Source organism: Haloarcula amylolytica JCM 13557, from assembly GCF_000336615.1.
GTDB lineage: Archaea > Halobacteriota > Halobacteria > Halobacteriales > Haloarculaceae > Haloarcula > Haloarcula amylolytica.
Genome location: NZ_AOLW01000010.1, coordinates 115,836 through 137,538, shown reverse-complemented (window position 1 = coordinate 137,538; position 21,703 = coordinate 115,836). Strand labels below are relative to the sequence as shown.

At 64.2% G+C, this 21,703-nt stretch carries 23 protein-coding genes; 12 read left to right on the top strand and 11 right to left on the bottom strand.

Features of this window, described 5'->3' with window-relative positions; genetic code table 11:
* Positions 1-6: 6 nt before the first annotated feature.
* The 3 genes from ncsA to C442_RS04255 all read right to left on the bottom strand — a co-directional run bounded on the left by ncsA (position 7) and on the right by C442_RS04255 (position 2,904).
* On the bottom strand, positions 7-1,002 hold the full coding sequence (ncsA, locus tag C442_RS04265; protein WP_008308109.1) for a tRNA 2-thiolation protein NcsA: 996 nt from the start codon (positions 1,000-1,002) through the stop codon (positions 7-9).
* A gap of 87 nt (positions 1,003-1,089) precedes the next feature.
* Entirely contained in the window at positions 1,090-1,788 is a 699-nt protein-coding gene (locus C442_RS04260) for an alpha/beta fold hydrolase (protein WP_008308108.1), read from the bottom strand.
* A 90-nt stretch (positions 1,789-1,878) separates the two neighbouring features.
* Positions 1,879-2,904, bottom strand: a complete 1,026-nt coding sequence (locus tag C442_RS04255; RefSeq protein WP_008308106.1) for a DUF2332 domain-containing protein — start codon at positions 2,902-2,904, stop codon at positions 1,879-1,881.
* Positions 2,905-3,074: 170 nt separating this feature from the next.
* Between C442_RS04255 and C442_RS04250 the strand changes: the two genes are divergently transcribed.
* Both C442_RS04250 and C442_RS04245 read left to right on the top strand, forming a co-directional pair.
* Positions 3,075-4,553, top strand: a complete 1,479-nt coding sequence (locus C442_RS04250; protein WP_008308105.1) for a phytoene desaturase family protein — start codon at positions 3,075-3,077, stop codon at positions 4,551-4,553.
* A 107-nt stretch (positions 4,554-4,660) separates the two neighbouring features.
* A complete protein-coding gene (locus tag C442_RS04245; RefSeq protein WP_004591112.1) occupies positions 4,661-5,311 on the top strand; it encodes a DUF7095 family protein in 651 nt (216 codons plus the stop codon).
* A gap of 28 nt (positions 5,312-5,339) precedes the next feature.
* Here C442_RS04245 and C442_RS22030 read toward each other — a convergent pair whose 3' ends face one another.
* Complete coding sequence (locus tag C442_RS22030; protein WP_008308102.1) at positions 5,340-5,498, bottom strand: hypothetical protein; 159 nt, start codon at positions 5,496-5,498, stop codon at positions 5,340-5,342.
* A gap of 171 nt (positions 5,499-5,669) precedes the next feature.
* Here C442_RS22030 and C442_RS04235 point away from each other — a divergent pair, with 171 nt between their 5' ends.
* The 3 genes from C442_RS04235 to C442_RS04225 are packed head-to-tail and all read left to right on the top strand — an operon-like array spanning position 5,670 to position 7,554.
* Positions 5,670-6,500 carry a hypothetical protein gene (locus C442_RS04235; RefSeq protein ID WP_049942814.1) on the top strand — a complete coding sequence of 277 codons (831 nt, stop codon included), beginning with the start codon at positions 5,670-5,672 and terminating at the stop codon, positions 6,498-6,500.
* A gap of 39 nt (positions 6,501-6,539) precedes the next feature.
* Positions 6,540-6,971 (top strand): CopD family protein, encoded by a 432-nt coding sequence (locus C442_RS04230; RefSeq protein ID WP_008308098.1) that lies wholly within the window; start codon positions 6,540-6,542, stop codon positions 6,969-6,971.
* A complete protein-coding gene (locus C442_RS04225; RefSeq protein ID WP_008308097.1) occupies positions 6,964-7,554 on the top strand; it encodes a hypothetical protein in 591 nt (196 codons plus the stop codon). Before C442_RS04230 ends, C442_RS04225 begins: the two co-directional genes overlap by 8 nt.
* Here C442_RS04225 and C442_RS04220 read toward each other — a convergent pair.
* From C442_RS04220 to C442_RS04210, 3 genes are all read right to left on the bottom strand, one after another.
* Positions 7,532-8,278 carry a class I SAM-dependent methyltransferase gene (locus C442_RS04220; protein WP_008308095.1) on the bottom strand — a complete coding sequence of 249 codons (747 nt, stop codon included), beginning with the start codon at positions 8,276-8,278 and terminating at the stop codon, positions 7,532-7,534. The two genes, C442_RS04225 and C442_RS04220, sit on opposite strands and share 23 nt — an antisense overlap.
* A gap of 147 nt (positions 8,279-8,425) precedes the next feature.
* Positions 8,426-9,259, bottom strand: a complete 834-nt coding sequence (locus tag C442_RS04215; RefSeq protein WP_008308091.1) for a deoxyribonuclease IV — start codon at positions 9,257-9,259, stop codon at positions 8,426-8,428.
* A gap of 119 nt (positions 9,260-9,378) precedes the next feature.
* Positions 9,379-9,693, bottom strand: coding sequence for a hypothetical protein (locus C442_RS04210; RefSeq protein WP_008308090.1), 315 nt, complete (start codon positions 9,691-9,693; stop codon positions 9,379-9,381).
* A 210-nt stretch (positions 9,694-9,903) separates the two neighbouring features.
* Here C442_RS04210 and C442_RS04205 point away from each other — a divergent pair, with 210 nt between their 5' ends.
* On the top strand, positions 9,904-10,653 hold the full coding sequence (locus C442_RS04205) for a helix-turn-helix domain-containing protein (protein ID WP_008308088.1): 750 nt from the start codon (positions 9,904-9,906) through the stop codon (positions 10,651-10,653).
* Between the two features lie 75 nt (positions 10,654-10,728).
* Here C442_RS04205 and C442_RS04200 read toward each other — a convergent pair whose 3' ends face one another.
* The 3 genes from C442_RS04200 to C442_RS04190 all read right to left on the bottom strand — a co-directional run bounded on the left by C442_RS04200 (position 10,729) and on the right by C442_RS04190 (position 13,354).
* The gene (locus tag C442_RS04200; RefSeq protein WP_008308087.1) at positions 10,729-11,523 is read right to left on the bottom strand and encodes a lipoate--protein ligase family protein; all 795 of its coding nucleotides are present in this window, start codon (positions 11,521-11,523) and stop codon (positions 10,729-10,731) included.
* Positions 11,524-12,055: 532 nt separating this feature from the next.
* Positions 12,056-12,532 (bottom strand): cupin domain-containing protein, encoded by a 477-nt coding sequence (locus C442_RS04195; RefSeq protein WP_008308086.1) that lies wholly within the window; start codon positions 12,530-12,532, stop codon positions 12,056-12,058.
* A gap of 144 nt (positions 12,533-12,676) precedes the next feature.
* The gene (locus C442_RS04190) at positions 12,677-13,354 is read right to left on the bottom strand and encodes a helix-turn-helix domain-containing protein (RefSeq protein WP_008308085.1); all 678 of its coding nucleotides are present in this window, start codon (positions 13,352-13,354) and stop codon (positions 12,677-12,679) included.
* A gap of 88 nt (positions 13,355-13,442) precedes the next feature.
* Between C442_RS04190 and C442_RS04185 the strand changes: the two genes are divergently transcribed.
* The 4 genes from C442_RS04185 to C442_RS04170 all read left to right on the top strand — a co-directional run bounded on the left by C442_RS04185 (position 13,443) and on the right by C442_RS04170 (position 17,374).
* Positions 13,443-15,080, top strand: coding sequence for an NADH-quinone oxidoreductase subunit D (locus C442_RS04185; protein ID WP_008308084.1), 1,638 nt, complete (start codon positions 13,443-13,445; stop codon positions 15,078-15,080).
* A gap of 64 nt (positions 15,081-15,144) precedes the next feature.
* Positions 15,145-15,669, top strand: a complete 525-nt coding sequence (gene msrA / locus C442_RS04180; RefSeq protein WP_008308083.1) for a peptide-methionine (S)-S-oxide reductase MsrA — start codon at positions 15,145-15,147, stop codon at positions 15,667-15,669.
* Positions 15,666-16,085 (top strand): acyl-CoA thioesterase, encoded by a 420-nt coding sequence (locus C442_RS04175; protein ID WP_008308081.1) that lies wholly within the window; start codon positions 15,666-15,668, stop codon positions 16,083-16,085. The genes msrA and C442_RS04175 overlap by 4 nt, the downstream gene beginning before the upstream one ends.
* A 104-nt stretch (positions 16,086-16,189) precedes the next feature.
* On the top strand, positions 16,190-17,374 hold the full coding sequence (locus C442_RS04170) for an AI-2E family transporter (protein ID WP_008308079.1): 1,185 nt from the start codon (positions 16,190-16,192) through the stop codon (positions 17,372-17,374).
* Between the two features lie 10 nt (positions 17,375-17,384).
* Here the strand turns inward: C442_RS04170 and C442_RS04165 are convergent, their stop codons facing one another.
* Positions 17,385-18,617 carry a DolP-mannose mannosyltransferase gene (locus C442_RS04165; RefSeq protein ID WP_008308077.1) on the bottom strand — a complete coding sequence of 411 codons (1,233 nt, stop codon included), beginning with the start codon at positions 18,615-18,617 and terminating at the stop codon, positions 17,385-17,387.
* An 853-nt stretch (positions 18,618-19,470) separates the two neighbouring features.
* On the opposite strand from C442_RS04165, the gene C442_RS04160 reads away from it, so the two are divergent.
* Both C442_RS04160 and C442_RS04155 read left to right on the top strand, forming a co-directional pair.
* Complete coding sequence (locus C442_RS04160; RefSeq protein WP_008308075.1) at positions 19,471-20,379, top strand: serine/threonine-protein kinase RIO2; 909 nt, start codon at positions 19,471-19,473, stop codon at positions 20,377-20,379.
* A 694-nt stretch (positions 20,380-21,073) separates the two neighbouring features.
* Positions 21,074-21,496 carry a metal-dependent transcriptional regulator gene (locus C442_RS04155; protein ID WP_008308073.1) on the top strand — a complete coding sequence of 141 codons (423 nt, stop codon included), beginning with the start codon at positions 21,074-21,076 and terminating at the stop codon, positions 21,494-21,496.
* Positions 21,497-21,703: the final 207 nt, after the last annotated feature.

Genomic DNA, 21,703 nt, shown 5'->3' with positions numbered 1-21,703 from the left:
CTTCGCTCAGACCGCTTCCAGCGCGTCCAGCAGATTACACTTCCGGCAGAGGTCCCGCGCCGTCGGCGAGCCGCAGTTGTCGCATTCGCCGTAGTCAGTGTCGCCGTTCTCGCCGCCGTAGGTATCGGCGGCTAACGCGGCGAGCTTCTCGTAGCCAGCCATAATCGAGTGACGCGTGCCGGGGTGGTTCTCCTCCAGTCCGAGCATGAGCTCCTGAATCTCCCCGCGGTAGGCCTCATCGGCGTGGGGGCATTCGGTGATGTGTGCTGGGAGGTCTTTGAATCGAGCGTACAGCGCGACCTCTTTCTCCGGGATGTCACGGAGCGGCTTCGCCCGGGGGATGTGGTGGTCTTGCGCCTCGCGCGTCTGTTCTGTAGGCGCGTCCGCAGACGAGTCAAACGGACCGAGCGACGCCTCGAAGTGCTTGGCGATCTGTGAGATGTCGCCTTCGAGGAAGTTCATCAGCGCCGTCTCGGCCTCGTCGTCGAGGTTGTGGCCGGTCAGCAGTTTGTCCGCGTCGAGTTCCTCGGCGTACTCCGAGAGGAGGTCCCGACGGAACACGCCGCAGTAGGCACAGGCGGCCATCCCCTCGGGGTCGTCCTCGACGACGTCGTCCATCTGGACGCCGAACTCCTCGGCGTAGGAGACGGTGACGTGTTCGATGCCGAGGTCGTCGGTCAACTCCTCGCAGGCCTCCAGACTCGCGTCGCGGTAGCCCTCGATACCCTCGTGAATAGAAAGGGCGACCAGTTCGATGCGGGGGTCCTCGGCGAACGTGTCGTGGAGAATCTGCGTGAGGACGACGCTGTCCTTGCCGCCCGAGAGGCCGATGACCCAGGTCTCTGGGTCCTCGACCGTGGCGTCGTCGGACACGAGGCCGTCCTCGCGGATGCGACGGCGGACCCGTTTCGTGACCGCTCGGCAGAGATGAGACTCACAGAGGTGAAGCCCGGAATAGGCCGCGTGTAACACCGCGTTCTCGCCGCATTTGTCGCACTCCATCGTGACGAGTAGTCGTGGCCGCAATGGTGAGAGGGTTTCGTCTCGGCCCCGCCAGGCCAGGTCGTGCCGAATCGGTCACAGCCACACTCACAGCATGTCGGGGCCGTGCTGTAACGCGTCGAGGACCACCTCGACGGTGTCCTCGCGGCCGCTGGACGAGAACAGTTCGTGGCCGCCGTCGTACAGCCGGATGCGGTCGGCCGGCAGGCGCTCGCCGACGGCACGCGGGTCGACGACTGTGTCCGTGAGCGAGCAAAACGCCGCGGCGGCGTCCCGGGCCGGGGGAAGCGACCGCTGTGCCCGCAGCACCGTCCGAAGGAAGGCGGGTGAAACCGACGACGGGGCGTCCACGAGCTGCCGGGCCGTCGCCAGGTCGCCGATAGAATCGGCGTCCAGCGTGTCAATCGGGATGAACGGTCTCGTGATTGGCAGGGACGCGATAGCGTCGAGCATCGGCCCCGGAACCGGGAAGTCACTGTCCCACCATGGGCTCAGGTACACCCGATTGCCGATGCCATCGGCGTCGAGGTGGGCCGCTGTCAGCCCGCCCGCACTGTGCCCGAGCAGGTCGAACCTGTCAAGGTCGGTAGTGTACTCCTGAATCGGCCCGACCCACTCCCGCCGGTAGTCGGAGATGTGTGTCGGCAGTTCGACGGCGTGGACGCGGTACGCTGCCGCAAGCTGGTCGATGAGCCACTGGACGTTCCGGTGTCGACACCGGTTCCCCCAGCCGAGGACGAGCAGGCAGTCCTGGGTAGCCCCCTCGTCGTACACGCGAATCTGCATACGCGACGTTCCCGCGGCGGAGACATAAGCCCGGGTGAACGCCTGACAGCCGCCCGTCGTGTTGCCGGCGTGGGTAGCCAGTTGGTGCGCTCAGGGCCGCCACGATAGCCACGCCCCGTGTGGCTCGTAGTCGGCGAGACGTGTCGTTTCGATGTCGCCATCAGTCCAGCGCCTCCAGTCCAGCCCCACCGACTCGCCGCCCGACAGGTCCCGCTGACCGGTGAGCCAGTGCAGCGGGCGCTCGGCCATCAACTCTTCGAGAAACGCCGTCAGCGCCTCGCTCAGTTCCGCCGAGACCTGATACAGCACGAGCGTGTTCACGACACAGACCGGTACGTCGGACGGAATCTCGTCGAGTACCGCTGGCAGGTCATCGAGCATATCGCCCTCGATAAGCTCGGGTGGGTCGTCCCGCGCAACCGACAGCGAACCGTCTAAAACGGCGCGCCGCGCCTCGTGTTCGGGCCAGACGAGCGCGCGGAGCCAGTCCCTGTCGGCCTCGTCGGTCACGTCGAGCGGATTGCGGTCGATGCCAACCCGGGAGCGGATAGCTGGAGGGGTCTCTGGAAGCGGCGGATCGCCGCGCCGGACGCTGCTCTCGATGGTGACTAGTGAGTCGCCGTTACCCACTACGCGACCGTCGTAATCGTAGCGGTAGCGGTCGAACAGGAGGTTCAGGCCGGCGCTCGGCCCGAGTTCCACCAGCGCGAGCAGCCCGTCGGCGGCGCGGGCCACCTGTGCGACGGCCGGATAGAGGACCGCGCTGCGCCGCACCGCGTTCGTCTGCGTGCGCCGACTCCGCAGGAGCGCCCGGATGTCGTCGGCATGGTCGAGACAGAACGCGCGGAAGGCCGGGAAACACTCCTCGTCGGGATCGCGCGCCGACGGGGAGACATTCGAATAGTACTCGGCCAGCCGGTGGTCCGGGTGACGCCGAAGCAGGTACTGGACCGCGGCCAGCAGGAGGTGCGGGGCCTGGCGGCCCGCCGGTGCGGTCGCCGCGAGGTCCAGTATTTGCCGGTCCGTCGCGGCGTGGTGGCAAAGGTGGGCGTACAGGGGGGAGGAGTCGTCGGCCCATGTCGCCAGATCCCGGAACTGCGTCTGGAGGGATGACATATCGGCGGAGACACCGCACTGACAGATGAGTGTTCGGCTCCCGGTAGATACTATTTAGACCGCCACACATGTAGCTGGACCAATGAGTCTGTGCCGGCAAAACGAACTCGGACGAGTCACAGTCCTCACCGCGACGAGTGGGTGCGGGATACTCTCACAGGTGGGGAGTCATGGGAACTGAGTCCGCGGACGTGGCCGTCATCGGCGGCGGTGTCGCCGGGATGAGCACGGCCGCACGATTGCAGGCAGACGGCTACTCGACGGTCGTTCTCGAACAGCACCACAGCGTCGGCGGCTGTGCGGGCTACTACGAGCGGGCGGGGTTCCGGTTCGACGTCGGCGCGACAACACTCGTCGATTTCGTGCCAGAGGGTGTCGGCGGCAAGCTACTGTCGGCCGTCGGCTTCGATCCCCCAGCGATAGCGATACAGGACGCCTACGATGTCTGGCTGCCGGACCGGACAGTGACGCTGTACCGCGACCAAGCCGACTGGGACGCCGAGCGGCGTACGAAACTCGGCGACGACAAGCGACATCTCGCGTTCTACGACTTCATCGACGACCTCTCGGCGCGGCTCTGGCGGCTCACCAGAACAGACGTCAAGATGCCGATACGGAGCGTCGGCGACCTCGTTCGGAACGCCCGCGCGGTCGGCCTTCGGGACCTTCCGCTGGCTAGATATCTCCGCTGGACGATGGCCGACGCGATGCGCGACCACGGCGTGTACGACGACCGACCGCTCCGAGCAGTCGTCTCGATGCTCGTCGAGGATACGGTCCATGCCACGCTCGACGACGCGCCGCTGTTGAACGCCGTCCTCGGGATGACGATCCGTCGGACGGGGCTGGGCCGGGCGACCGGTGGGATGTACGGCTTCTGGGAGTCCTTCGTCGACCAGTACACGGACATCGGCGGGCGAGTCGAGACCGGGCGAACCGTGACTGCGGTGACCGACTCCAACGGCGGCTTTCGCGTGGACTCGGCGGCTGGTCCGGTCGACGCAGACCAGGTCGTCAGCACTGTCCCAGTCCCCGTTACCAGAAGCCTCGCGCCGACGGTCGTCGGCGACAGACTCGACGACTACTGTTCGATGCTGCAAGCCCACGAAGGGAGCGCAGTCGTGCTGTTTCTCGGCGTCCCGGCAGCCGAGGTCGACAGCCGCGAGCGGACGCACCACCAAATTCTGCAGGCCTACGACGAACCGCTGGGCAACGGGAACAACATGTTCGTCTCCGTCTCCGCGCCGGGTGACGACGTGAGCGCACCGGCAGGGCACCGGGCAGTCATGCTGTCCACCCACTGTGCAGTCGAGCCGTGGCAAGGCCTTGACGAGGCGGCCTACGGGGAACAGAAGGCGGCCGCTCGCGAGCAACTACTTGCAGGCGGCCGGACCGTCTATCCCGACCTCGGGACCGATCCGGTCGTCTCCGAGGTGGCGACGCCGGTCACCTACGAACAGTTCACGAACAGACCCCGCGGGGCTGTCGGGGGATACAGGCAGACGCCGGCGAACGCGAACCAGGGGGCCGTCCCACAGGACGTGGGCGTCGAGGGGTTCTACCTCGCCGGTGACACCACATGGCCAGGCCTTGGCACCGTCGCCTGTGTCAAAGGGAGCGAAATCGCGGCCGACCACGTCCGGAGCTGACCACTACGGCGTGGCATAGATCGACCACCCCGACATGGTACGGGCGACACGCGACATGACGGGCACGGAGAGTCAGCGTTTAGGCCACGCAACTGGTAGCGGAGACAATGAGTCTGGACCGTCCGGAGGCAGTCGAGCGGGTCGAGGAAATCGTCGCCACAGTCGAGGACGAGACGATGCCGGTCCCGGTCCGGGAGGTGTGGGTGTACGGCGACGTGGCGCTCGGGCTGGACCCGGTCGAGCGACTGGACGTGTACGTCACCAAGGACATCCTGTTCAAGGACGCGCCAGAGCGCGCCGAGGAGTTCCAGCGCAGTCACGGCGTCGACGGCGTCGGCAAGACCGTCCGCGCCGCGTGGGCCGACGAGCATCCCGAGTACATCCGCGCGAACGCCAACGGCCACGCTGCGCCCGAAAAGTGCCTCGCCGCCCACCTCCTGAACGACGACGAGCCGGTCCACCTGGAGGTGTGTAACGCCTCCTTCGAGGACAACGTCACCCAGCGGCTCAAGGGGGCGAAGATGCGAAACGACTACGAACAGATTTTGGACCCGCGCGGGGCCTGCCTGTGGCTCGACGGCGAACGGTCGCCCGACGCGTTCCAGAAGCTCCGTGACAACGAGTTCGTCTTCCCGACGCTGACCCAGTCGCTGTCGATGCTCGGGATGGACGAGACGGAGGCCGGCGATGCCGCCGACGCGGTCAAAGAGTACCGGGCACAGCAGGAGGGAGCGACGGTTCGGGGCGACGTGGTGTAGGCGGTCGCCGCCGGCTTTGGTAGGCCGATTACTGCAGCCAGGGCGCGTCGACCGTCGAGAATCGGTGTCCGCAGGCGGGACACTCGACGAGCCCCGAGCCGCGCTCGCCGTCGTCGACGGCAGCGAACCGACGGCTCCAGGTAACGTGTCGGCACTCCGGACAGCGGCGGACGAGCGGTGGTATCATGTAGAGACGCGAATCGGTACGTGTCGTCCGTAGCTGCTCGCCCCGCAAGGGTCTATCGGCGGTCAACATCGCCCCGCATGGGGCCGCCGGGCGCGAACACAGTCCATGACAACTACAACGCGATTTTGAGCGAACGGAAGGGATACACCCACACCACGGGAAGGGAATCGTATGCAACGGACGCGACGAGCGACCCTGGGACTGGTCGGTGGCATGGCAATGGGTGCCCTGAGCGGCTGTCTCGCGCCGGGCGGGAACGGCAGTGGGGACGGCGGCACGGAAACACGCACGCATCCGTCGCCGGGAACTGCTCCCGGCACCGAGACGGACGACGGAGCCACCGACACCGAGACGGAGGACGGCGGCACGGAGACGGCCACCGACGACGAAACGCCGACGGACACGCCGGACGGGCTGCCCGGCGACCTGGACCGGGTCGATACGCCGCCATACGAAATCGAGGACATCGAGTGCGACTTCGACAACTCCGGCGAGGGCGACCGCGACCCGCTGTATCTCTGTGCGAACATGCCGGCCGAGCCGTCGCTGTCGTTCGAGCAGGCGTCGACGCGAGGGACGCTGTTTGCCGACGAAGGGCTACGGACGGGTTCAAACGACAACGGTGACCAGCTCTACGCGACACTGCTGACAGACGCCGACGACATCGAGCGACTCGAAGACAACAGCGGTGACGCGTACAGTCTCGCCGCCGACACCGACTTCGAGAGTCACGCCGTGCTCGTCGTCCAGACCGGCTGGGGGTCCGGTTCGATCGTCCCCCACCTGAAACGCATCGAGGAGACAGCGGACGGCATCCACGCGTTCGGCTGTTACACGCAGCCCTGTATGTACACGGAAGATTTCACTGCCCGGTCGACGGTCGTCAGGTTCGAGCGCCCGGACACGCTCGACAGCGGCGTCGTCAGCCTGACTGTCGACCCGTCGACGCGGTACAACGTGGCGACGGGTGAGAACGTGGTGACAATCGACCAGTCAAACTGACCCCTGTGTTCTTTGCGACCTGCGGGTGAAGCGACAGCTATGGCAGCCCTCCCGATTCGAACCCTCCACGTCCTCGCGATGGCGACCCTCGTCGGCGGTACGACCCTCCTCTGGTACAGCTATCGGAGCGGCGCTATCGCCTCGCTCGCGCCCGCGCGACAGTTCGAGTGGCTGTTCTGGGCCGGCGTCGGCGTGCTCGTGTTCACCGGCGTCGGCAACCTCGGCACGCTCGGACCGCCGGGTCCCGGAACCGACTGGGGACGGACCCTGCTGGTGAAACTCGTCGTCGTCGTCGCCCTCGTCGTGGGATCGGTCGTCCGGACGCTCCTCCTCGTTCAAGCCAGCGACCGCGAGGCAACATCCGGTGACCTGTCCCCAACCCTTCTGCGAACGCTTTCGCGGGCGTACGGCGTGACGGCAGCGGTCCTCCTCGGTATCGTCGTCCTCGCGGAGGTCCTCGCACATGGCTGAGGACCGCCGTGAGCGGAGAGCTGAAAGCGAGATAACGACCGGGGCCGAGACCGAGCCAGCACACACCGCGGAACGGGCCAACGCGCGACCGGTCTCGCTCGTGACGTGGACGCTCGCCACGTTCGACACCGCCCTGTTCGTCCTGCTCGGCGTCCTCGCCGCTCACGCGAGCGCCGGTCTCGCCGACCTGCTCGCCGGGCTGAACACCCTCGTCGGCGTGGCCGTCTTCTGCTACCTCTGGGCGCTGTTCGTCCTGGCCGTTCGGTGGGTCCACAGCCGGGTGGCGCTCGGGGATGCCACATTGCAGCCCCTCGTCCTCCACGGAGTTGCGGCCGGGTGTGCCACCGGTATCGCGTTCCTGCTGGGACTGTTCGCGGTGGCACTCGTGCCGACGCTCCAGAGCGGCGGGGTCCGCCTCCAGGCGGTGCTGTTGGTCCTTCTCATCGGGGCCGGTGTCGCCGCTGTCGTCGGCGGCGTCGTCGGACTGGTCGCCAGCCTGCTGGACATCGCAGTCTACGGACTGGCGGGCTACCTGCTCCCCGACGCCGGGAGCGAGCGGGTCACGGAACCGCGCCGACAGTAACGAAGAACGGGACCGTCTCGCGGCGTTCGTAGGCCTCGTCCTGCATCTGTTCGATTACGTCCCGGCCCATCGACCGCCAGCGCTCGCGGAGCGCGTCGTACTCGGCGGGCGTCGCATCGCCGTTGAGAATCGTCTCGCGGTTGTGTGCCAGTCCGGTTCCAGTGGCTTTCCGCTGGGCCGCCTGCATCGCCGCGTCGTCGTAGGGCGGCTCGATGCGCTGCTCCTGGTCGTACTGTGTCGTCGAGACGACGGACAGCCCCGCGTCGCGGAACACGTCGGCGGCGTCGCTACCGAGGGTGACGTCCGTTCGCACGCCATCGAGAAAGAGCCGACGAGCGCGGCGGGCCAGTATCGGTTCCGCGTCGACGGTCGACTCGACGGTGACGGCGGCGTTGTTCGGCTCGATGGCGGCCACGCGGTCGGTGGCGACGCGGGCGAACTCCCGAACCGCGACCTCGGGGTCTGGGAGGTTGATGAGCAACGCCTGACACACCACCAGGTCGAAGCTGTCGTCGGCAAAGGGGAGCCGCGTGGCGTCCCCGCAGACGGTCGGGTCGCCGGCGGCGGCCAGCAGGTCCGTATCGGCGTCGAGGCCGACGACCGTTCCGTCGGTCTCCTCGCGGAGGACGCGGGTCAGTTCGCCGGTCCCACACCCCACGTCGAGGACGCGCTCGCACTCGCCCAACTGCAAGTCCGTGAGCGCCGCGCGGGAGTCGGCCCACATCCCCCGGCGGGTGGTTTCGAGGTAGTCGGCGGAGAACCTGCGCACAGTTCCGCAGAGTCGAGTCGACCTAAAAAGTACCGCGGTCGAACGCGCTCGCGCTCCCTCACAGAATCGAGGAGATCGGATACGTGCGCTCGATAGCGGCGTCTATTCGCCGCGCAGCTCTTTGACGCGCTCGATGTTCCAGGCGAAACTCTTGCCGTTCTCGGTCGGCGTCTCGAGCACCAGCGGCACGTCGCGGATGGCGCCGTGGTTGACGAACGCGCGCATCCCGTCCTCGCCGATGTGGCCCTCGCCGATGTGGGCGTGTTCGTCCTTGTTCGTCCCGCACTCGTGTTTGGAGTCGTTGAGGTGGACGCAGGCGAGGTCCTCGAAGCCGACGACCTCGTCGAACTCCGCCAGCGTCTCCTCGACGGCCTCGGGCGTCGAGAGGTCGTAGCCCGCAGCGAACATATGGGCCGTGTCGAGACAGAACTCGATGTCCTGGTCGGTTCGTTCCCGGACCGTCGCCAGGTGCTCGAACTGGCCGCCGAGTTTCGTCCCGCTGCCCGCGTCGGACTCGACCAGCACGGTGACCCCCTCGGGGATGTCGAGGTCGTCCAGCACGCTCGCGGCGTTGTCCAAGCCGCCGTCGACGCCCGCGCCGGTGTGAGCGCCGAGGTGGACGTTGACGTACTCGATGCCCAGCTTCGCGGCGGCGTCGACCTCCTTCTGCATGGAGTCCAGCGACTTCTCGCGGAGGTCGTCTTTGGGCGTACAGAGGTTGACCAGATACGACGAGTGGATGACCCACGGGCCGACGCCGTGGTCGGCTGCGAGGTCGCGGAACTGCTCAGCCTCGTCGTCGTCGATGTTCGGGTCCTGCCAGACCTGCGGCGAATGGGAGAATATCTGCCCGCAGTTGCCGCTGTACTCGACCTGTTCCTCGACGGCGTTGTAGACGCCGCCGGCGATAGAGGTGTGCGCCCCGACTCGTACCATGCACACCGGTCGGTGATGCCCGACAAAAGAGGTTCCGGAGTGCTACGGTCGGTTATAGCTCGTGTCCGGATTTCGCCGGAGCGGGACGACAGACCGGGGAACAGAGATACCCGACCGCCTCAGACCCACTCGCGAACGGGCGGGATCATGCGGAGGCTCGATAGCGCGAGGTATGCACCGAACAGGACGAGAACCACGCCGATAGCCGCTGGAAGCGGCGTTGCTGACATTAGTAACGCTGCGCCCCAAGAGGCCAGTACGATTCCGATACCGACCAACATGAGCGTGCCGAGCGCGCCAAGCACTGCGTCCTCGGTAGCCACCCGAACAACCGCGTACAGTTCTTCTTCGGAAAGCGTTGCGGCGCTGCCGTCGGCTGCCTGAGGGTCGGCGGAGGTGTCGGCAGCGTCGTCATCAGCGGGGGACGAGACCATGCCACTGCTTGGCCGGGTTGCCACAAAACGGTGACGTAGATCTGTTGTCAGGAACGCTGGACAGCCCACCCTCGTAGCCCGTCATTGCAGGCGTGAGGGTCACGGTGAATCGACCACGTATTCTTATCAATAGCCAACTATCTAGTTTTGAGCGTCTTCAGTTGACTGGTAATCGGCTTATACCGGTCTCGATAAGTTAGTCATAGCCAAATGACCGAATCACAGGCCGCAGTTGATGAAACACGCGAGTTCGAGTTCGTCTTGCAGTTCGACGCGGGAGCCGATAGCCTGATGGACGTGTTCCGGCAGTACGAAAGCCTCTCTGTGTGGTCCTCGGCCATCTTCGTCGGTGACGACCACATGTGGCGACTCGACCACGCGAAAGGGACCCCCGAGGCCCTGAACGCGTTCGACGAGGTCTTTCTGGACGAAGACCGCTGTAACGAGTGTTTCGACGTCGTGAGCTGTGAGACGACGCGGACGTACCACATGCTGGACCGCGGGGAAACGTCACGGACAGTGTACACGTTACGTCGCGAAATCAGCGGCTGTCAGTCGCTGCCGAGTTTCCTGCACCGGCACGTCAGTGAGGGGACTATCTTCGAATCCCGGCGGACTGGCGACGAGTACCGCTGGCGCGTCCTCTATCCGGGGTCGAACCCCATCGGCGAGGTGTACGACAGAATCGAATCGAGCCTCCGCGACGGCGTCACGCTCTCGGTGTCTCACATCACCAGTGCCGGAAACTGGAAGGCCACCGAACGGGTCGCGACGAACTTCTCGCCCCAACAGTGGCGGGTGCTGAAGGCCGCCGTGACCCACGGCTACTACGAACGGCCGCGGGAAGTCTCGGTCAAGGACCTCGCATCGATACTAGACGAGCCCCGGTCGACCGTGCAGTACCAGCTCCGGACTGCCGAGGACCGCCTTATCTCGCAGTTTGTCGAAGAAACACTCTGAAGGGCGATCTTTCAGGATAGGACGCGGCTCGTGGTGGCCCGGCACGGCCGTCATCGCCGGACCGCACCGCCAGCGTCAGGGCGACCGTCGAATCCACTCGTCTGCGTCGAACTTCTCTTCCGCGTGCTCGCGTGCGCATGCCAGTTCGTCGTCCGTCCACGAGCCCTCGGTCGCGTCGACCCACTCGGCCAGCGTCGAGCGGAGCGTCTCGACAGCCTCGGCGCGGTCGATATCGGCGTACTCGTCTATCGCTCCGACGCGTTCGGTGAACCGCTCCGAGTCGGGGTCGGCGGTGAAACAGCCGCAGTGGCGGTCGGGGCGCAGCGAGACGGACAGGGAACCGTGCTGGATGACGGCGTCCTTCTGGCGGTACTGGGCGTTCCCGCTGAGTTTGCGGCCATCGGGGCCGACGATATCGTGGGCCGGATGGAGTTGCCGCAGGTAACAGGCCGGCTGGTGGACCGCCGACCGCTCGTCGTCGGCAAACGACGCGTCGACGCCCATGCGTTCGAACGCTTCGAGCACCGGCTCGCAGAACTGCTCGTAACACGCCATCAGGTCGCCCGGCACGGCCTCGGCCGGCGCGATGATGCCGTACGAGATATCAGCCACGCTGTCGTGGTAGATCGCCCCACCGCCGGTGGGCCGTCGCGTCACCCCAACGTCCTCGCGCTCGCAGAACTCCCAGTCGATCGTGTCGGGGTCCTGTCCGTAGCCCAGCGACAGCGTATCGGGCCAGGTGTACACTCGAACCGTTGCCGGACCGCCAGCGGCGACGGTTTCGGCAGCGGCCGCTTCCAGCGCCATCGTCATCGGTCCGGGTCGTGTTTCCTCGCCGATGACGCGCCACTCCAGGTCGGCCAGTGACATACCCGGGCTTCGTGACGCGATGCGATATGAATTGCGGGCTATAGTAGCCATTGAAAATCAATGCACACCTGATCGCACGATGGCAGTGTGATCAGTGTGTAAATCGTTTCAATTGTTACTATAGCAGCGGGTGGAATGACTGACGGGGTCGTTGTTTATGCAAAGAGCCAGAAAGCCCCCGCTCGCTCGACTCCTGCGACTCGCTGCGCGCTTCCTCGCTCCTCAACGTCGCTCGTCAGTGCTTGCATCGCCTCGAACGTCGAGCGAGCGGCCCCTTTCAGTCCCAGCCGTAGCCGGTTGGACAAAGAATGCTGGGCGGGACTGAAAGGGGCGTTGTCGGCGCTGTGCGCCGACTGCTCGGGAGACCGCAGGTCTCCCGGTGGGCGGCTGGACGAAGGCGGGCGATGTAAGCACCACAGGAACGACCGGAGGGAGTGACAAGGAGCGCAGCGAGTCCCCCGAGTTCAGCCGGCCGGGGCTTTCTGGCTGTACAAACACCTGTTTCCAATCACGAGAGCGACAGAAGTGGGTCCTAGCCCTGAACGTTCCCGCAGTCGGTACAGGTGAGTTCGAACCGGCCCTCGGCGAGGGCGACGCTCTGGGTCGTCTCCGCGTCACACTCCGGGCAGTGCGCTCTCGATTCTATCTCGTCCCAGTCGTGAGTTGCACCGGGCGCGCCGAAGGCCCAGCCGACGACGCGCTCGTCGCCGGCGTTGTATCCCTGCTGGAACTCGCCGGGTTCGAAGCGAATGAGTTCGCCGCCCGAGACGTCGACCTCCTCGCGGTCGAGGCCCACCTCGAAGGTGGTCTGTCCCTGCTCGATGTAGAACACTTCTTCCTGGTCGTGATGGCGGTGGAGGCTCCCCGAGAAGGAGTCGCCGGGTTCGAGTTCGAAGTAGTTCGCCGCGAAATGCTCGGTCCCGAGTTTTCGGGAGACGGGCTTGCGGATATCGTGTACCTGCATCGGGTTCCGTTCGACCGGTACGTCGTCGATAGTTACTGTGTCCATGATCAGTGTCGTCCTGAGTCGGGCCACCGCTGGCCCCTGTGGTGTGTTCGCAATCCAGCATTAGTAGACACTGTTCCAGAGTTTATAGTTTTTCGGGAAGGCAAACAGTAGTCGGCCGCTCCGGCGGTTACCGTACAGAGCGGGCTATTCCGCTGATGCGGGCCGCTGTTCGAGTACGTCAGCCATCACATGGGCCTCGGCCTTCCGAAGGTGTTCGGCAGCGGTTCCGGGAGCACAGCCCAGTTCGGCGGCGACGTCGTCGACACCGCCCTCGCGGGGGTCAGCGTAGTACCCGCAGTCGACGGCAGCGGCGACAGCTTCGAACTGCCGGTCGGTGAGCGCCGCCCCGGTATCGAGCCGCCGGCTGTCGTACTCCCCGACCTCCCGAACGTCGACGGAGACGCCGTCGGGCACCGTCTCGACTGCCTGCTGGACCGTCCCGCCCGGGCCGACCAGCGTGAGCCCGACCGTTCCGTCGGCGCGGTAGGCCACCGGCGAGACGATGACCAGGCCGGCCCGTGTGAGCGCGTCGACGAGGTCGTGGCCGGTCGCCGACGGCGAGTCCTGTACGTAGAGGTAGAACGTCTCGTCGGGGCACGTCGAAATGGCGTACTCCCGGACGGTGTCAGCCTGTTCCAGCGCCGCCCGGTAGGGCTCCGGCGGGAAGCCGTCGACATGAAACAGCAGCGTCTGGAGGTCGGCACCTATGTCGTTGCCCCGGAGGAGATAGCTCGCCTCGTAGCCGTCGTGCTCGACGACGAACTGATGCATCGGGTGGCGGACCTCGGGGGCCATCCACAGCGAGAGCGTGACGTATTTCATACCTGGCTGTTCCGAGCAGTATTTAAAATAACCTCGGGCGTGAGGGGATAGTCCGAGGCACTCGGCCGCCGAACGCACGGACACTGAGATGGCCCAGACAGTCCACCGCACCGACGACGTCCATCCGCTTATCGAGCCGATTGCCGACCACGTCCTCTCCACCGAACGCCACGAGAACGCTCCGGCTGTCGTCATCCGCGCTGACGAAGTACAGACCGTCCTCTCGACGCTGAAAGAGAATGTCGGCTTGGACCACTGCGCCTGCGTCACGGCACAGGAGTACGCCGACCGGTTCGAAACGATCTATCACCTGCGGCGCTACGCCGACCCGACACAGGAACTCTCGGTCGTCGTTCCGACGCCCAGGGAGTCGCCGAGCAGCGAGTCAGCCGCACCCGTGTACCCGACGGCGGCGTGGCACGAGCGGGAGGCCTACGACCTGGTCGGCATCGAGTACGCGGACCACCCTGACCTCCGGCGCATTCTCCTGCCCGAGACCTGGCAGGGCCACCCGCTGAGCCGGGACTACAATCAGGACCAGCCACAGGTCGTCTCCTTTCGCGAGCACGAGCGCCTGCTCGAAGACCGCCGCGAGGGGCCGGAGACGATGCACCTCAACATGGGGCCACACCACCCTTCGACTCACGGCGTCCTGCACCTGAACGCCCAACTCGACGGCGAGCAGGTGGCGGCCGTCGACCCAGACATCGGCTACATCCACCGCTGTGAGGAACAGATGTGTCAGCAGGGCACCTACCGCCACCAGATCATGCCGTACCCGGACCGCTGGGACTGGGGCGGGGCCGGGCTGTTGAACGAGTGGGCCTACGCCCGCGCGGCCGAGGACCTCGCCGACATCGAGGTGCCGGCCTACGCCCAGGTCATCCGGACGATGGGCGGGGAGCTCTCGCGCATCCTCTCGCACATGCTCGCGGTCGCGACCTACGCGCTGGACGTAGTCGGCGAGTTCACCGCCACCTTCCAGTGGGGGGTCCGGGACCGCGAACTCGTCCAGGACATCCTCGAAGACCTCACCGGCCAGCGGCTGATGTTCAACTACCTGCGGCTGGGCGGCGTCGCCTGGGACCTGCCCGAGCCCCGCGAGGCGTTCTTCGAGAAGATACGCGCGTTCCTCGACGACCTGCCCCACAAGCTCACCGAGTACCACGACATGCTCACCAGCAACGAGATCCTCCAGGTGCGGACGGTCGACACGGGCCACCTCCCGGCCGAAACTGCGAAGGCCTACGGCTGTACCGGCCCAGTCGCCCGCGCCTCCGGTGTCGACTACGACCTCCGGCGAGACGACCCCTACGGCTACTACGACGAACTGGACTGGTCGGTCGTCACCGAGCGGGGCGGCGACAACTTCTCGCGCCTGCTCGTGCGCCTGCGCGAAGTAGAGGAGTCCGCGAAGATTATCAGCCAGTGTGTCGACCTGCTGGAGGACTGGCCCGAGGACGACCGCGAGATTCAGGCCAACGTCCCCCGCACGCTCCGGCCCGACCCCGACACCGAAATCTACCGCGCCGTCGAGACCGCGAAGGGCGAACTCGGCATCTACATCCGCTCGGACGGGACGGAGACGCCGGCCCGGTTCAAGATCCGCGGCCCCTCCTTCTCGCACGTCCAGGCGCTGTCCGAGATGGCGCGTGGCGAGTACATCCCAGACCTCGTGGCGACGATCGGTAGTCTGGACACTATCATGGGCGAAGTCGACCGGTAGGCTGGCACCCATCTGCGACGAACACAGCCAGTGAGTTTTGTACGCCGGGCACGTACGCCCGGTGATGACTGAACAAGCGACATTCGCGGGCGGTTGCTTCTGGTGTACGGAATCGGTGTTCAAGCAGATCGACGGCGTGACCGATGTGGTCTCGGGCTACGCCGGCGGCCACGTCGCCGACCCCAGTTACGAGGCGGTCTGCCGCGAGGAAACGGGCCACGCCGAGTGCGTCCAGCTCACGTTCGATCCGGACGAGGTGAGCTACGAGGACCTGCTCGCGGTCCACTTCACGACGCACACCCCGACGACGAAAGACAGGGAGGGTAACGACGTTGGCACGCAGTACCGCTCGGCCGTGTTCTACCACGACGAGGCCCAGCGCGAAACCGTCGAAGCCCTCATCGAGGAGATAGAGCCGGGCTACGACAGCGACATCGTCACCGAAGTCGAGCCGCTGGAGACGTTCTATCCCGCCGAGGAGCACCATCAAGACTACTTCGAGAAGAATCCGGACCAGAGTTACTGTCAGTTGACCATCCCGCCGAAAATCGAGAAGCTCAAAGAGAAACACGCGGAACTGCTGGCATGAGCTTCGAGTACACGACGGAGGTCGAGGTCCGGTACACGGACATCGACACGTACGGCCACGTCAACAACGCGACGTACGCGACCTACTTCGAGGAGGCTCGCATCGACTACCTGCACGACGTGGTCGACTGCGGCGAAGCGCTGCTCTCGGGCAGCGAGTCGGGCACCGGCATGGTCATCGCGAACCTCGAAGTCGATTACATCCAACCGGTCCGGATCAGCGACTCCGTCGCCGTTGCCGTCCGGGTGCCCCGTCTGGGCGGGAAGAGCTTCCCCTTCGAGTACGAGGTCCGGACCGAAGACGGTGTGGCTGCGACCGGGGAAACGACTGTCGTCACGTACGATCGCGACACGGAATCCTCGCGTCCGATCCCCGAAGACTGGCGGGAGCGGATTGCGCAGTTCGAAGGGCTGTAGCCACAGCCGATAGCATGACGCCGCCCATTTCGTTCCGCCCACGCTAGAAATCATCGAGCCGACCGGTGGTTTTATTTTTCATCGAGATGTTGTATTGAAAACATATGGAATATAGTACCGACCTCGGACGGCGCGCCCTCTTTGCCCTCGCAGGCGTAGCACTCCTCCTCGTGGTCGGGTTCGTCCTGTCCCAGTTCCTCCCGACGCTCGTGTTTACCGTCTTCCTGTACTACGCCAGCCGACCGATTTATCGACGGCTCGGGCGGCTCCCGATGCCCGATTCGTTCCTGAATCGAGCTGTCCCCTACCAGAAGCAGGTCCATGCGGCGGCCACGATTTTCTTCTTTCTCCTGCCGTTCGTGGTTCTGGTCGGCTACACGCTCGTCCTCATTGTCCCCGAGTTACAGGCGTTCTTCGGCGAGGGCGGCCTGGGCGCGGCGTACCTCGCGCAGTTCCAGGATCTCCAGGGTGGTTCACTGCCAGGGCCGCTCGCCGACCTCGGCTTCACCGATGTGCTGGCAATGGGACCGGCTGAGGTGATCGACCTGTTGCGAAACGCGAGAGTCCAGTCGTGGCTGGGGCAAATATCCGATACGCTCATCGACTCCGTAAGTATGCTTACGGCGCTACTGCTGCGCGTGTTCATCATGTTCGCCGGAACGTACTACCTGCTTACCGACGGACCGCGCCTCGTCGGCTGGTTCCTCGATACCTTCGACGGATCGGGCGTCCTCAGGGAGTACGCGGCAGCAGTCGATGAAGAACTGTCCTCGATTCTCTTTGGGAACATCCTGAACGCACTGGTGACTGGTGTCATCGGGATTTTCGTGTTCTCGCTGTACAATCTGGTCGCTCCCGGCTCAGTGCAGGTTCCGTTTGCACCACTCGTCGGCGCACTCACCGGCATCGGGAGCCTCGTTCCCGTTGTCGGAATGAAAATCGTCTACCTGCCCGTCACTGCACTGCTTGCGGTCTCCGCGGTCGTCACGGGACAGCCAGCGGCCCTGGCATGGGTTGTCCTCTTTCTCACAGTCACGCTGGTCGTCGTCGACACGATCCCGGATTTCCTGATTCGGCCGTACGTCAGCGGCGACCTGACCCACATCGGCCTGTTGATGTTCGCGTACATCCTCGGACCGATCGTGTTCGGCTTCTACGGCATCTTCCTGGGCCCGATCCTGCTGGTCCTTGCCGCCCAGTTCTTCCGGATTATCGTTCCCTACATCATCACGGGCTCAGTCGCAACGACGCAAACGTCGCTCTCCGACTACGACTCCGCGGAGTCGTAACCGTAACGGGCTATCCGTTCCCGAGTCGGGCGCTGGCGGTCCCGAAGTCGAGACAGCGACTGTCGACCGACGAGTCGACTCGGTCGAGCCACCGCAGTTCCATCACCGAGAGCCGGTAGTGACACGTCGACGGCTCGATCTGTTGCCAGTAGATGTACCGGACGTCCGGTACTGGTTCGGCCTCGTCGTAGGCCGCTGGGAGGTCGTGGGTTTCGAGGTCCGACATCGGCACCGGTCCCGGCGTCTCGACGGGTGTGAAGACGACGCCGACGCTACCGAGGAAGGCGACGTTCACGACGAGGACCAGCGCGAGGATGACGCCGAGATTCTGCGCCTGTTGTCTGTCGCGAAGCACCGTGGCAATCATGCCGATACCGATTGCGACGAACGCGAGCCCCGGAATGAGGTCGGTGTAGCCGCCAGTTTCGAAATCGACGAACAGTACCAGAAACGCGAACCACGCTGCGCCGACCGGAATCCACCATTCGGTGCGCCCGGCAACGCCGTCAGTGTCAGTGAAACAGCATCGAGCGGTGTGAGCGAGGCCGAGTCCACCGAGCAAGACGAACGGTGACGCCCATTTGAAGTGGACGACACCGGCGACGAACCGAGCGAGCAACGACGCGTGTTCCTCCGTTTGTAACGGTACGAGGAGAACCTGAACGACCATCTCCGAGGCTGAATGCCAGAGGAGAAACACCGGTATCAACATGACGACGGTAAAACCGAGACCGCCGGCGACGACACGCTCAAGCGCCCGCGTGTCGCGCCGTTGGATCGCTAGACCGACCACGATCAGCGGGAAGATGGCCCCAGCCTGCCAGTATCCAACACTGGCTGCCGCAGCCACGCCACTCAGTGCCGGGTAGCCACGCGTGTACAGATATATCGCCAGTAATCCACAGAGAACGAGGAGGTATTTCGCTTTGAACCCATACGCCGGCCGGACGGCAAACCCCGGCAACAGGAACATCGACAGGCCAGCCAGCAGCGCAGCGATATCATCGCCAGTGATGTCATAGACCAGTATCACGACGAGTCCGACGATTGCACACACCGCACCGCTCATCAGCACCACGCTGAGGAGGTGGAGTCGGTACATATCGCCACCGGACAGCAATGCCAGTATCCCGGTCGTCTCGTAGGACAGCGGCAACTTCGGTTCCCAGGCGTCGACGTACAACCGCCCTCCGCGTGTCAAATACCAGCCGAGATGCTGGAAGATACCGGCGTCGGGTGCCATGGGCGGTCGAGTGGAATCGAGTGTGATTGTCAGGAAAACGTACAGTTGCGTGCCGACGGCAAACAGTACCGGAAACGCGAGTCGTCTATCGTGGGGATGGAGGGCAAGCGAGCGAAGCAGATCTCTGAGTTGATCTTTGTTTCGTCTGCTCACACGGGCTGTTTGTGTTCAGGTGACCAAAAGTATAGACTAATTTAGAACATATTCAGTAGCCAAAGGCAGCTACTGTTCGCATTACATATACTGCTACCGAGATTAGGATTGTGTTTTTAGATTGATGTGTCGCTCGTGATTCCGTTCAGACACCGTTCATATAAAGGGAGTCTGCAACCGTTCAGAGCCCGTGTTCACGAGTACTCAGTCGTGATTTGAGCTACAGAAACGGTAGTACAGCGGTGATACCCGACCGATAATACTACTATATGAGCCTGTACCATGTGGGTTAAAGTATTCCCTACTCGGCAGGACATTGTCTCAGACGCTGTTGGGCGCGAAACATCGAAACCAAGTCCGTATCGGAGTAGCTAGATACCCATATTAAAGCAGGTATATCCAGCACGAGGGAACCTGGGCCCGCTTACGAGCGCACTGTGCTTTGATCTGACTCAGCACGGGGACGCTGGACTGGGTTTGAAACGTCTACTCGGCACGGAGCGACTGACAAGACCAACACTGGATACTCCGCAGAACAGCCCGCTCGCCCACCAGCGGTACTGATCGGCACATCGACAGTCCGATTGCAAACCGAACAGCGACGAGGCCGAGATATGATTTTGTATAGCGAATACTAATTTATCAATGCCCTCCGCCGAACGCGTCGGCCTTTTACCAGTTGGCCCAGTAGAGAACCCTAATGGTCCAGAACGTGGCTTCAGTGATGGCGGAGCTGGAACCCGAGGACTTCCATCTGCTCTCCGGCGTCGAACAGGGGATGCGGTTCTCGGAGTACGTCGCCCGCGAGAAGTTGACCGAGTTCTCCCGGCTGACGACGGAAGACGTCGACTACCGGCTCGACCGGTGTGCGGACCGGGGGCTGGTCGAGCGTAAGACCATCCAGTACGAGGGGTTCAAACTCACGTTCGAGGGGTACGACACGCTTGCGCTGCACACCTTTGCCGAGCGCGACACTATCGAAGGAGTTGGGTCGCCGCTGGGCGTCGGCAAGGAAAGCGACGTGTACGAGGCCCAGTCGTACAAACCGGTAGCGCTGAAATACCACCGCGAAGGGTACACCAATTTCCGTGAAGTGATGAAAGAGCGGGAGTACACCGCCGACCGCGACCACGTCTCCTGGCTCTACACCGCCCGGAAGGCCGCCGAACGGGAGTACGATGCCCTCGAAACGCTGTATCCGGACGTATCAGTCCCACAGCCTATCGACACGAACCGCCATGCGATTGTCATGGAGAAGATAGACGGCGTCGAACTCTCCCGAACGAAACTCGAACCGGAACAGGTACTGCCGATTCTGGATCTCGTGCTTGAGGAGATGCAGACGGCCTACCGCGAGGGGTACGTCCACGCGGACATGAGCGAGTACAACGTCTTCGTCACGAACGAGGGCGTCGTCGTCTTCGACTGGCCCCAGGCCGTCCCGACCGACCACGAAAACGCCAGGGAACTGCTAACCCGCGATGTGGAGAACATCGTGAGCTACTTCGAACGAAAGTACCCGCAGGAAATCAGCGACGTGGACAGGGACGCAGTCGCCGAACGGCTGGCGACCGACGCGTTCGAGTCTATTACCGAGTTTACCGAGTAGCGACGTTTTAGCCGCTACTCACCTTCTGTTGGCTGTTCACGGCCGAGTCGGAGCTTGACCGATCGCGGTCGAAATAAACCATATAGTGCGATATCAAATCGGTCAAACCGTACTGAACGGGTCGGTTCGAGACAGCGGTGAGAGAGGCGGTGTGTTCCCGGTAGCGAGGTCGAGTACCACACGACGGACTCGCTTCGCCGAACAGTGGGTTCAACTGTTCCTTACCGAGCTTCACAGATTGGATTAGGCAGTCCTAAAAACCGCAGACGTTTTATATTATTAGGTTGGCCTAAAACATATGGCAGACGACGGTACTGCGTGCGGGGCACAAACGGGGAGAGACCCGCGGAGGGCTCGATGGCAAGCGGTTTCGTATCGTCGAGGACTACGTCGGCACCCTTCGCGGGGTAGCGGCGTGCACCGCGGGCCATATCCCGAGGTCCCAGTGGCGAGCAGTTGCTCGACCGCCCGTGCTCTGCCGACACTATTGGGGGGCGTCTGCCTGATGAGTGGCGACAGCGATAGCGGGATATCGGGGGAACCGGACGATGGGTAAACGCCCGCAACGGTCGCGCGCTCGACTGTGGGCTTGGGCCTACGCGGTGGTCTTCGGGACCGGGGAGCAGTCGAAGGGGGAATCGACGGCTGGTACGCCCGCAGCAAGCGGCGGGGATGGGGCGGATTCGGCGGAGCGATGAGAACGGCGCCGGAGTATTTGCTGGCGATCTACATCGCACAGCACCGGAACGACCCGCCAGTCGCACCGGGAGAGTTGGGGGAGATGCTCGATCGGTCTCCGGCGGCGGTGACGGAGATGTGCCAACGACTCGCCGAAGACGGTCTCGTCTCGTACGAGCCCTACGATGGCGTGACGCTAACTGAATCGGGGCGCGAGGAAGCCGCAGAGTTACACGAGACGTACGTGACCGTCTCGTGGTTCTTCCGAGGCGTGCTCGATCTCGACGACCACGAGACGGAAGCGATGGAACTGGCCGGTCTGGTCAGTCCGATGGTCGCCGAGCGGTTGGCGGCCACACTGCCCTGTGACGCCGGGGCAGAAGGTACACGGGGGGTTGCCGATTCAGACTCGACGACCTCCGATGGGGACACTGCGTGAGAGCGTATCGGTCAAGGTGCGAGGATTACAGCCGGCGTTCTGAGCGTCCGCTCGTATCTGGATCGCAACTGTCGGCATTTTCTCGATACTGGCCGGGACTCGGTTTTATTCACACCGGACAGCGTTCGCCGTCGAGGAGAAGGCGGTGGATCGGCCGGACTGAGTCAGTGTGTGGACGGAGCCAGGTAGCTATCTGCGAGGATTCCA

Coding starts and splice junctions, on each gene's coding strand:
- ncsA (WP_008308109.1), bottom strand. CDS start 1,002: ATGGAGTGCGACAAATGCGGCGAGAACGCGGTGTTACACGCGGCCTAT.
- C442_RS04260 (WP_008308108.1), bottom strand. CDS start 1,788: ATGCAGATTCGCGTGTACGACGAGGGGGCTACCCAGGACTGCCTGCTC.
- C442_RS04255 (WP_008308106.1), bottom strand. CDS start 2,904: ATGTCATCCCTCCAGACGCAGTTCCGGGATCTGGCGACATGGGCCGAC.
- C442_RS04250 (WP_008308105.1), top strand. CDS start 3,075: ATGGGAACTGAGTCCGCGGACGTGGCCGTCATCGGCGGCGGTGTCGCC.
- C442_RS04245 (WP_004591112.1), top strand. CDS start 4,661: ATGAGTCTGGACCGTCCGGAGGCAGTCGAGCGGGTCGAGGAAATCGTC.
- C442_RS22030 (WP_008308102.1), bottom strand. CDS start 5,498: ATGATACCACCGCTCGTCCGCCGCTGTCCGGAGTGCCGACACGTTACC.
- C442_RS04235 (WP_049942814.1), top strand. CDS start 5,670: ATGCAACGGACGCGACGAGCGACCCTGGGACTGGTCGGTGGCATGGCA.
- C442_RS04230 (WP_008308098.1), top strand. CDS start 6,540: ATGGCAGCCCTCCCGATTCGAACCCTCCACGTCCTCGCGATGGCGACC.
- C442_RS04225 (WP_008308097.1), top strand. CDS start 6,964: ATGGCTGAGGACCGCCGTGAGCGGAGAGCTGAAAGCGAGATAACGACC.
- C442_RS04220 (WP_008308095.1), bottom strand. CDS start 8,278: ATGTGGGCCGACTCCCGCGCGGCGCTCACGGACTTGCAGTTGGGCGAG.
- C442_RS04215 (WP_008308091.1), bottom strand. CDS start 9,259: ATGGTACGAGTCGGGGCGCACACCTCTATCGCCGGCGGCGTCTACAAC.
- C442_RS04210 (WP_008308090.1), bottom strand. CDS start 9,693: ATGGTCTCGTCCCCCGCTGATGACGACGCTGCCGACACCTCCGCCGAC.
- C442_RS04205 (WP_008308088.1), top strand. CDS start 9,904: ATGACCGAATCACAGGCCGCAGTTGATGAAACACGCGAGTTCGAGTTC.
- C442_RS04200 (WP_008308087.1), bottom strand. CDS start 11,523: ATGTCACTGGCCGACCTGGAGTGGCGCGTCATCGGCGAGGAAACACGA.
- C442_RS04195 (WP_008308086.1), bottom strand. CDS start 12,532: ATGGACACAGTAACTATCGACGACGTACCGGTCGAACGGAACCCGATG.
- C442_RS04190 (WP_008308085.1), bottom strand. CDS start 13,354: ATGAAATACGTCACGCTCTCGCTGTGGATGGCCCCCGAGGTCCGCCAC.
- C442_RS04185 (WP_008308084.1), top strand. CDS start 13,443: ATGGCCCAGACAGTCCACCGCACCGACGACGTCCATCCGCTTATCGAG.
- msrA (WP_008308083.1), top strand. CDS start 15,145: ATGACTGAACAAGCGACATTCGCGGGCGGTTGCTTCTGGTGTACGGAA.
- C442_RS04175 (WP_008308081.1), top strand. CDS start 15,666: ATGAGCTTCGAGTACACGACGGAGGTCGAGGTCCGGTACACGGACATC.
- C442_RS04170 (WP_008308079.1), top strand. CDS start 16,190: ATGGAATATAGTACCGACCTCGGACGGCGCGCCCTCTTTGCCCTCGCA.
- C442_RS04165 (WP_008308077.1), bottom strand. CDS start 18,617: ATGGCACCCGACGCCGGTATCTTCCAGCATCTCGGCTGGTATTTGACA.
- C442_RS04160 (WP_008308075.1), top strand. CDS start 19,471: ATGGTCCAGAACGTGGCTTCAGTGATGGCGGAGCTGGAACCCGAGGAC.
- C442_RS04155 (WP_008308073.1), top strand. CDS start 21,074: ATGAGAACGGCGCCGGAGTATTTGCTGGCGATCTACATCGCACAGCAC.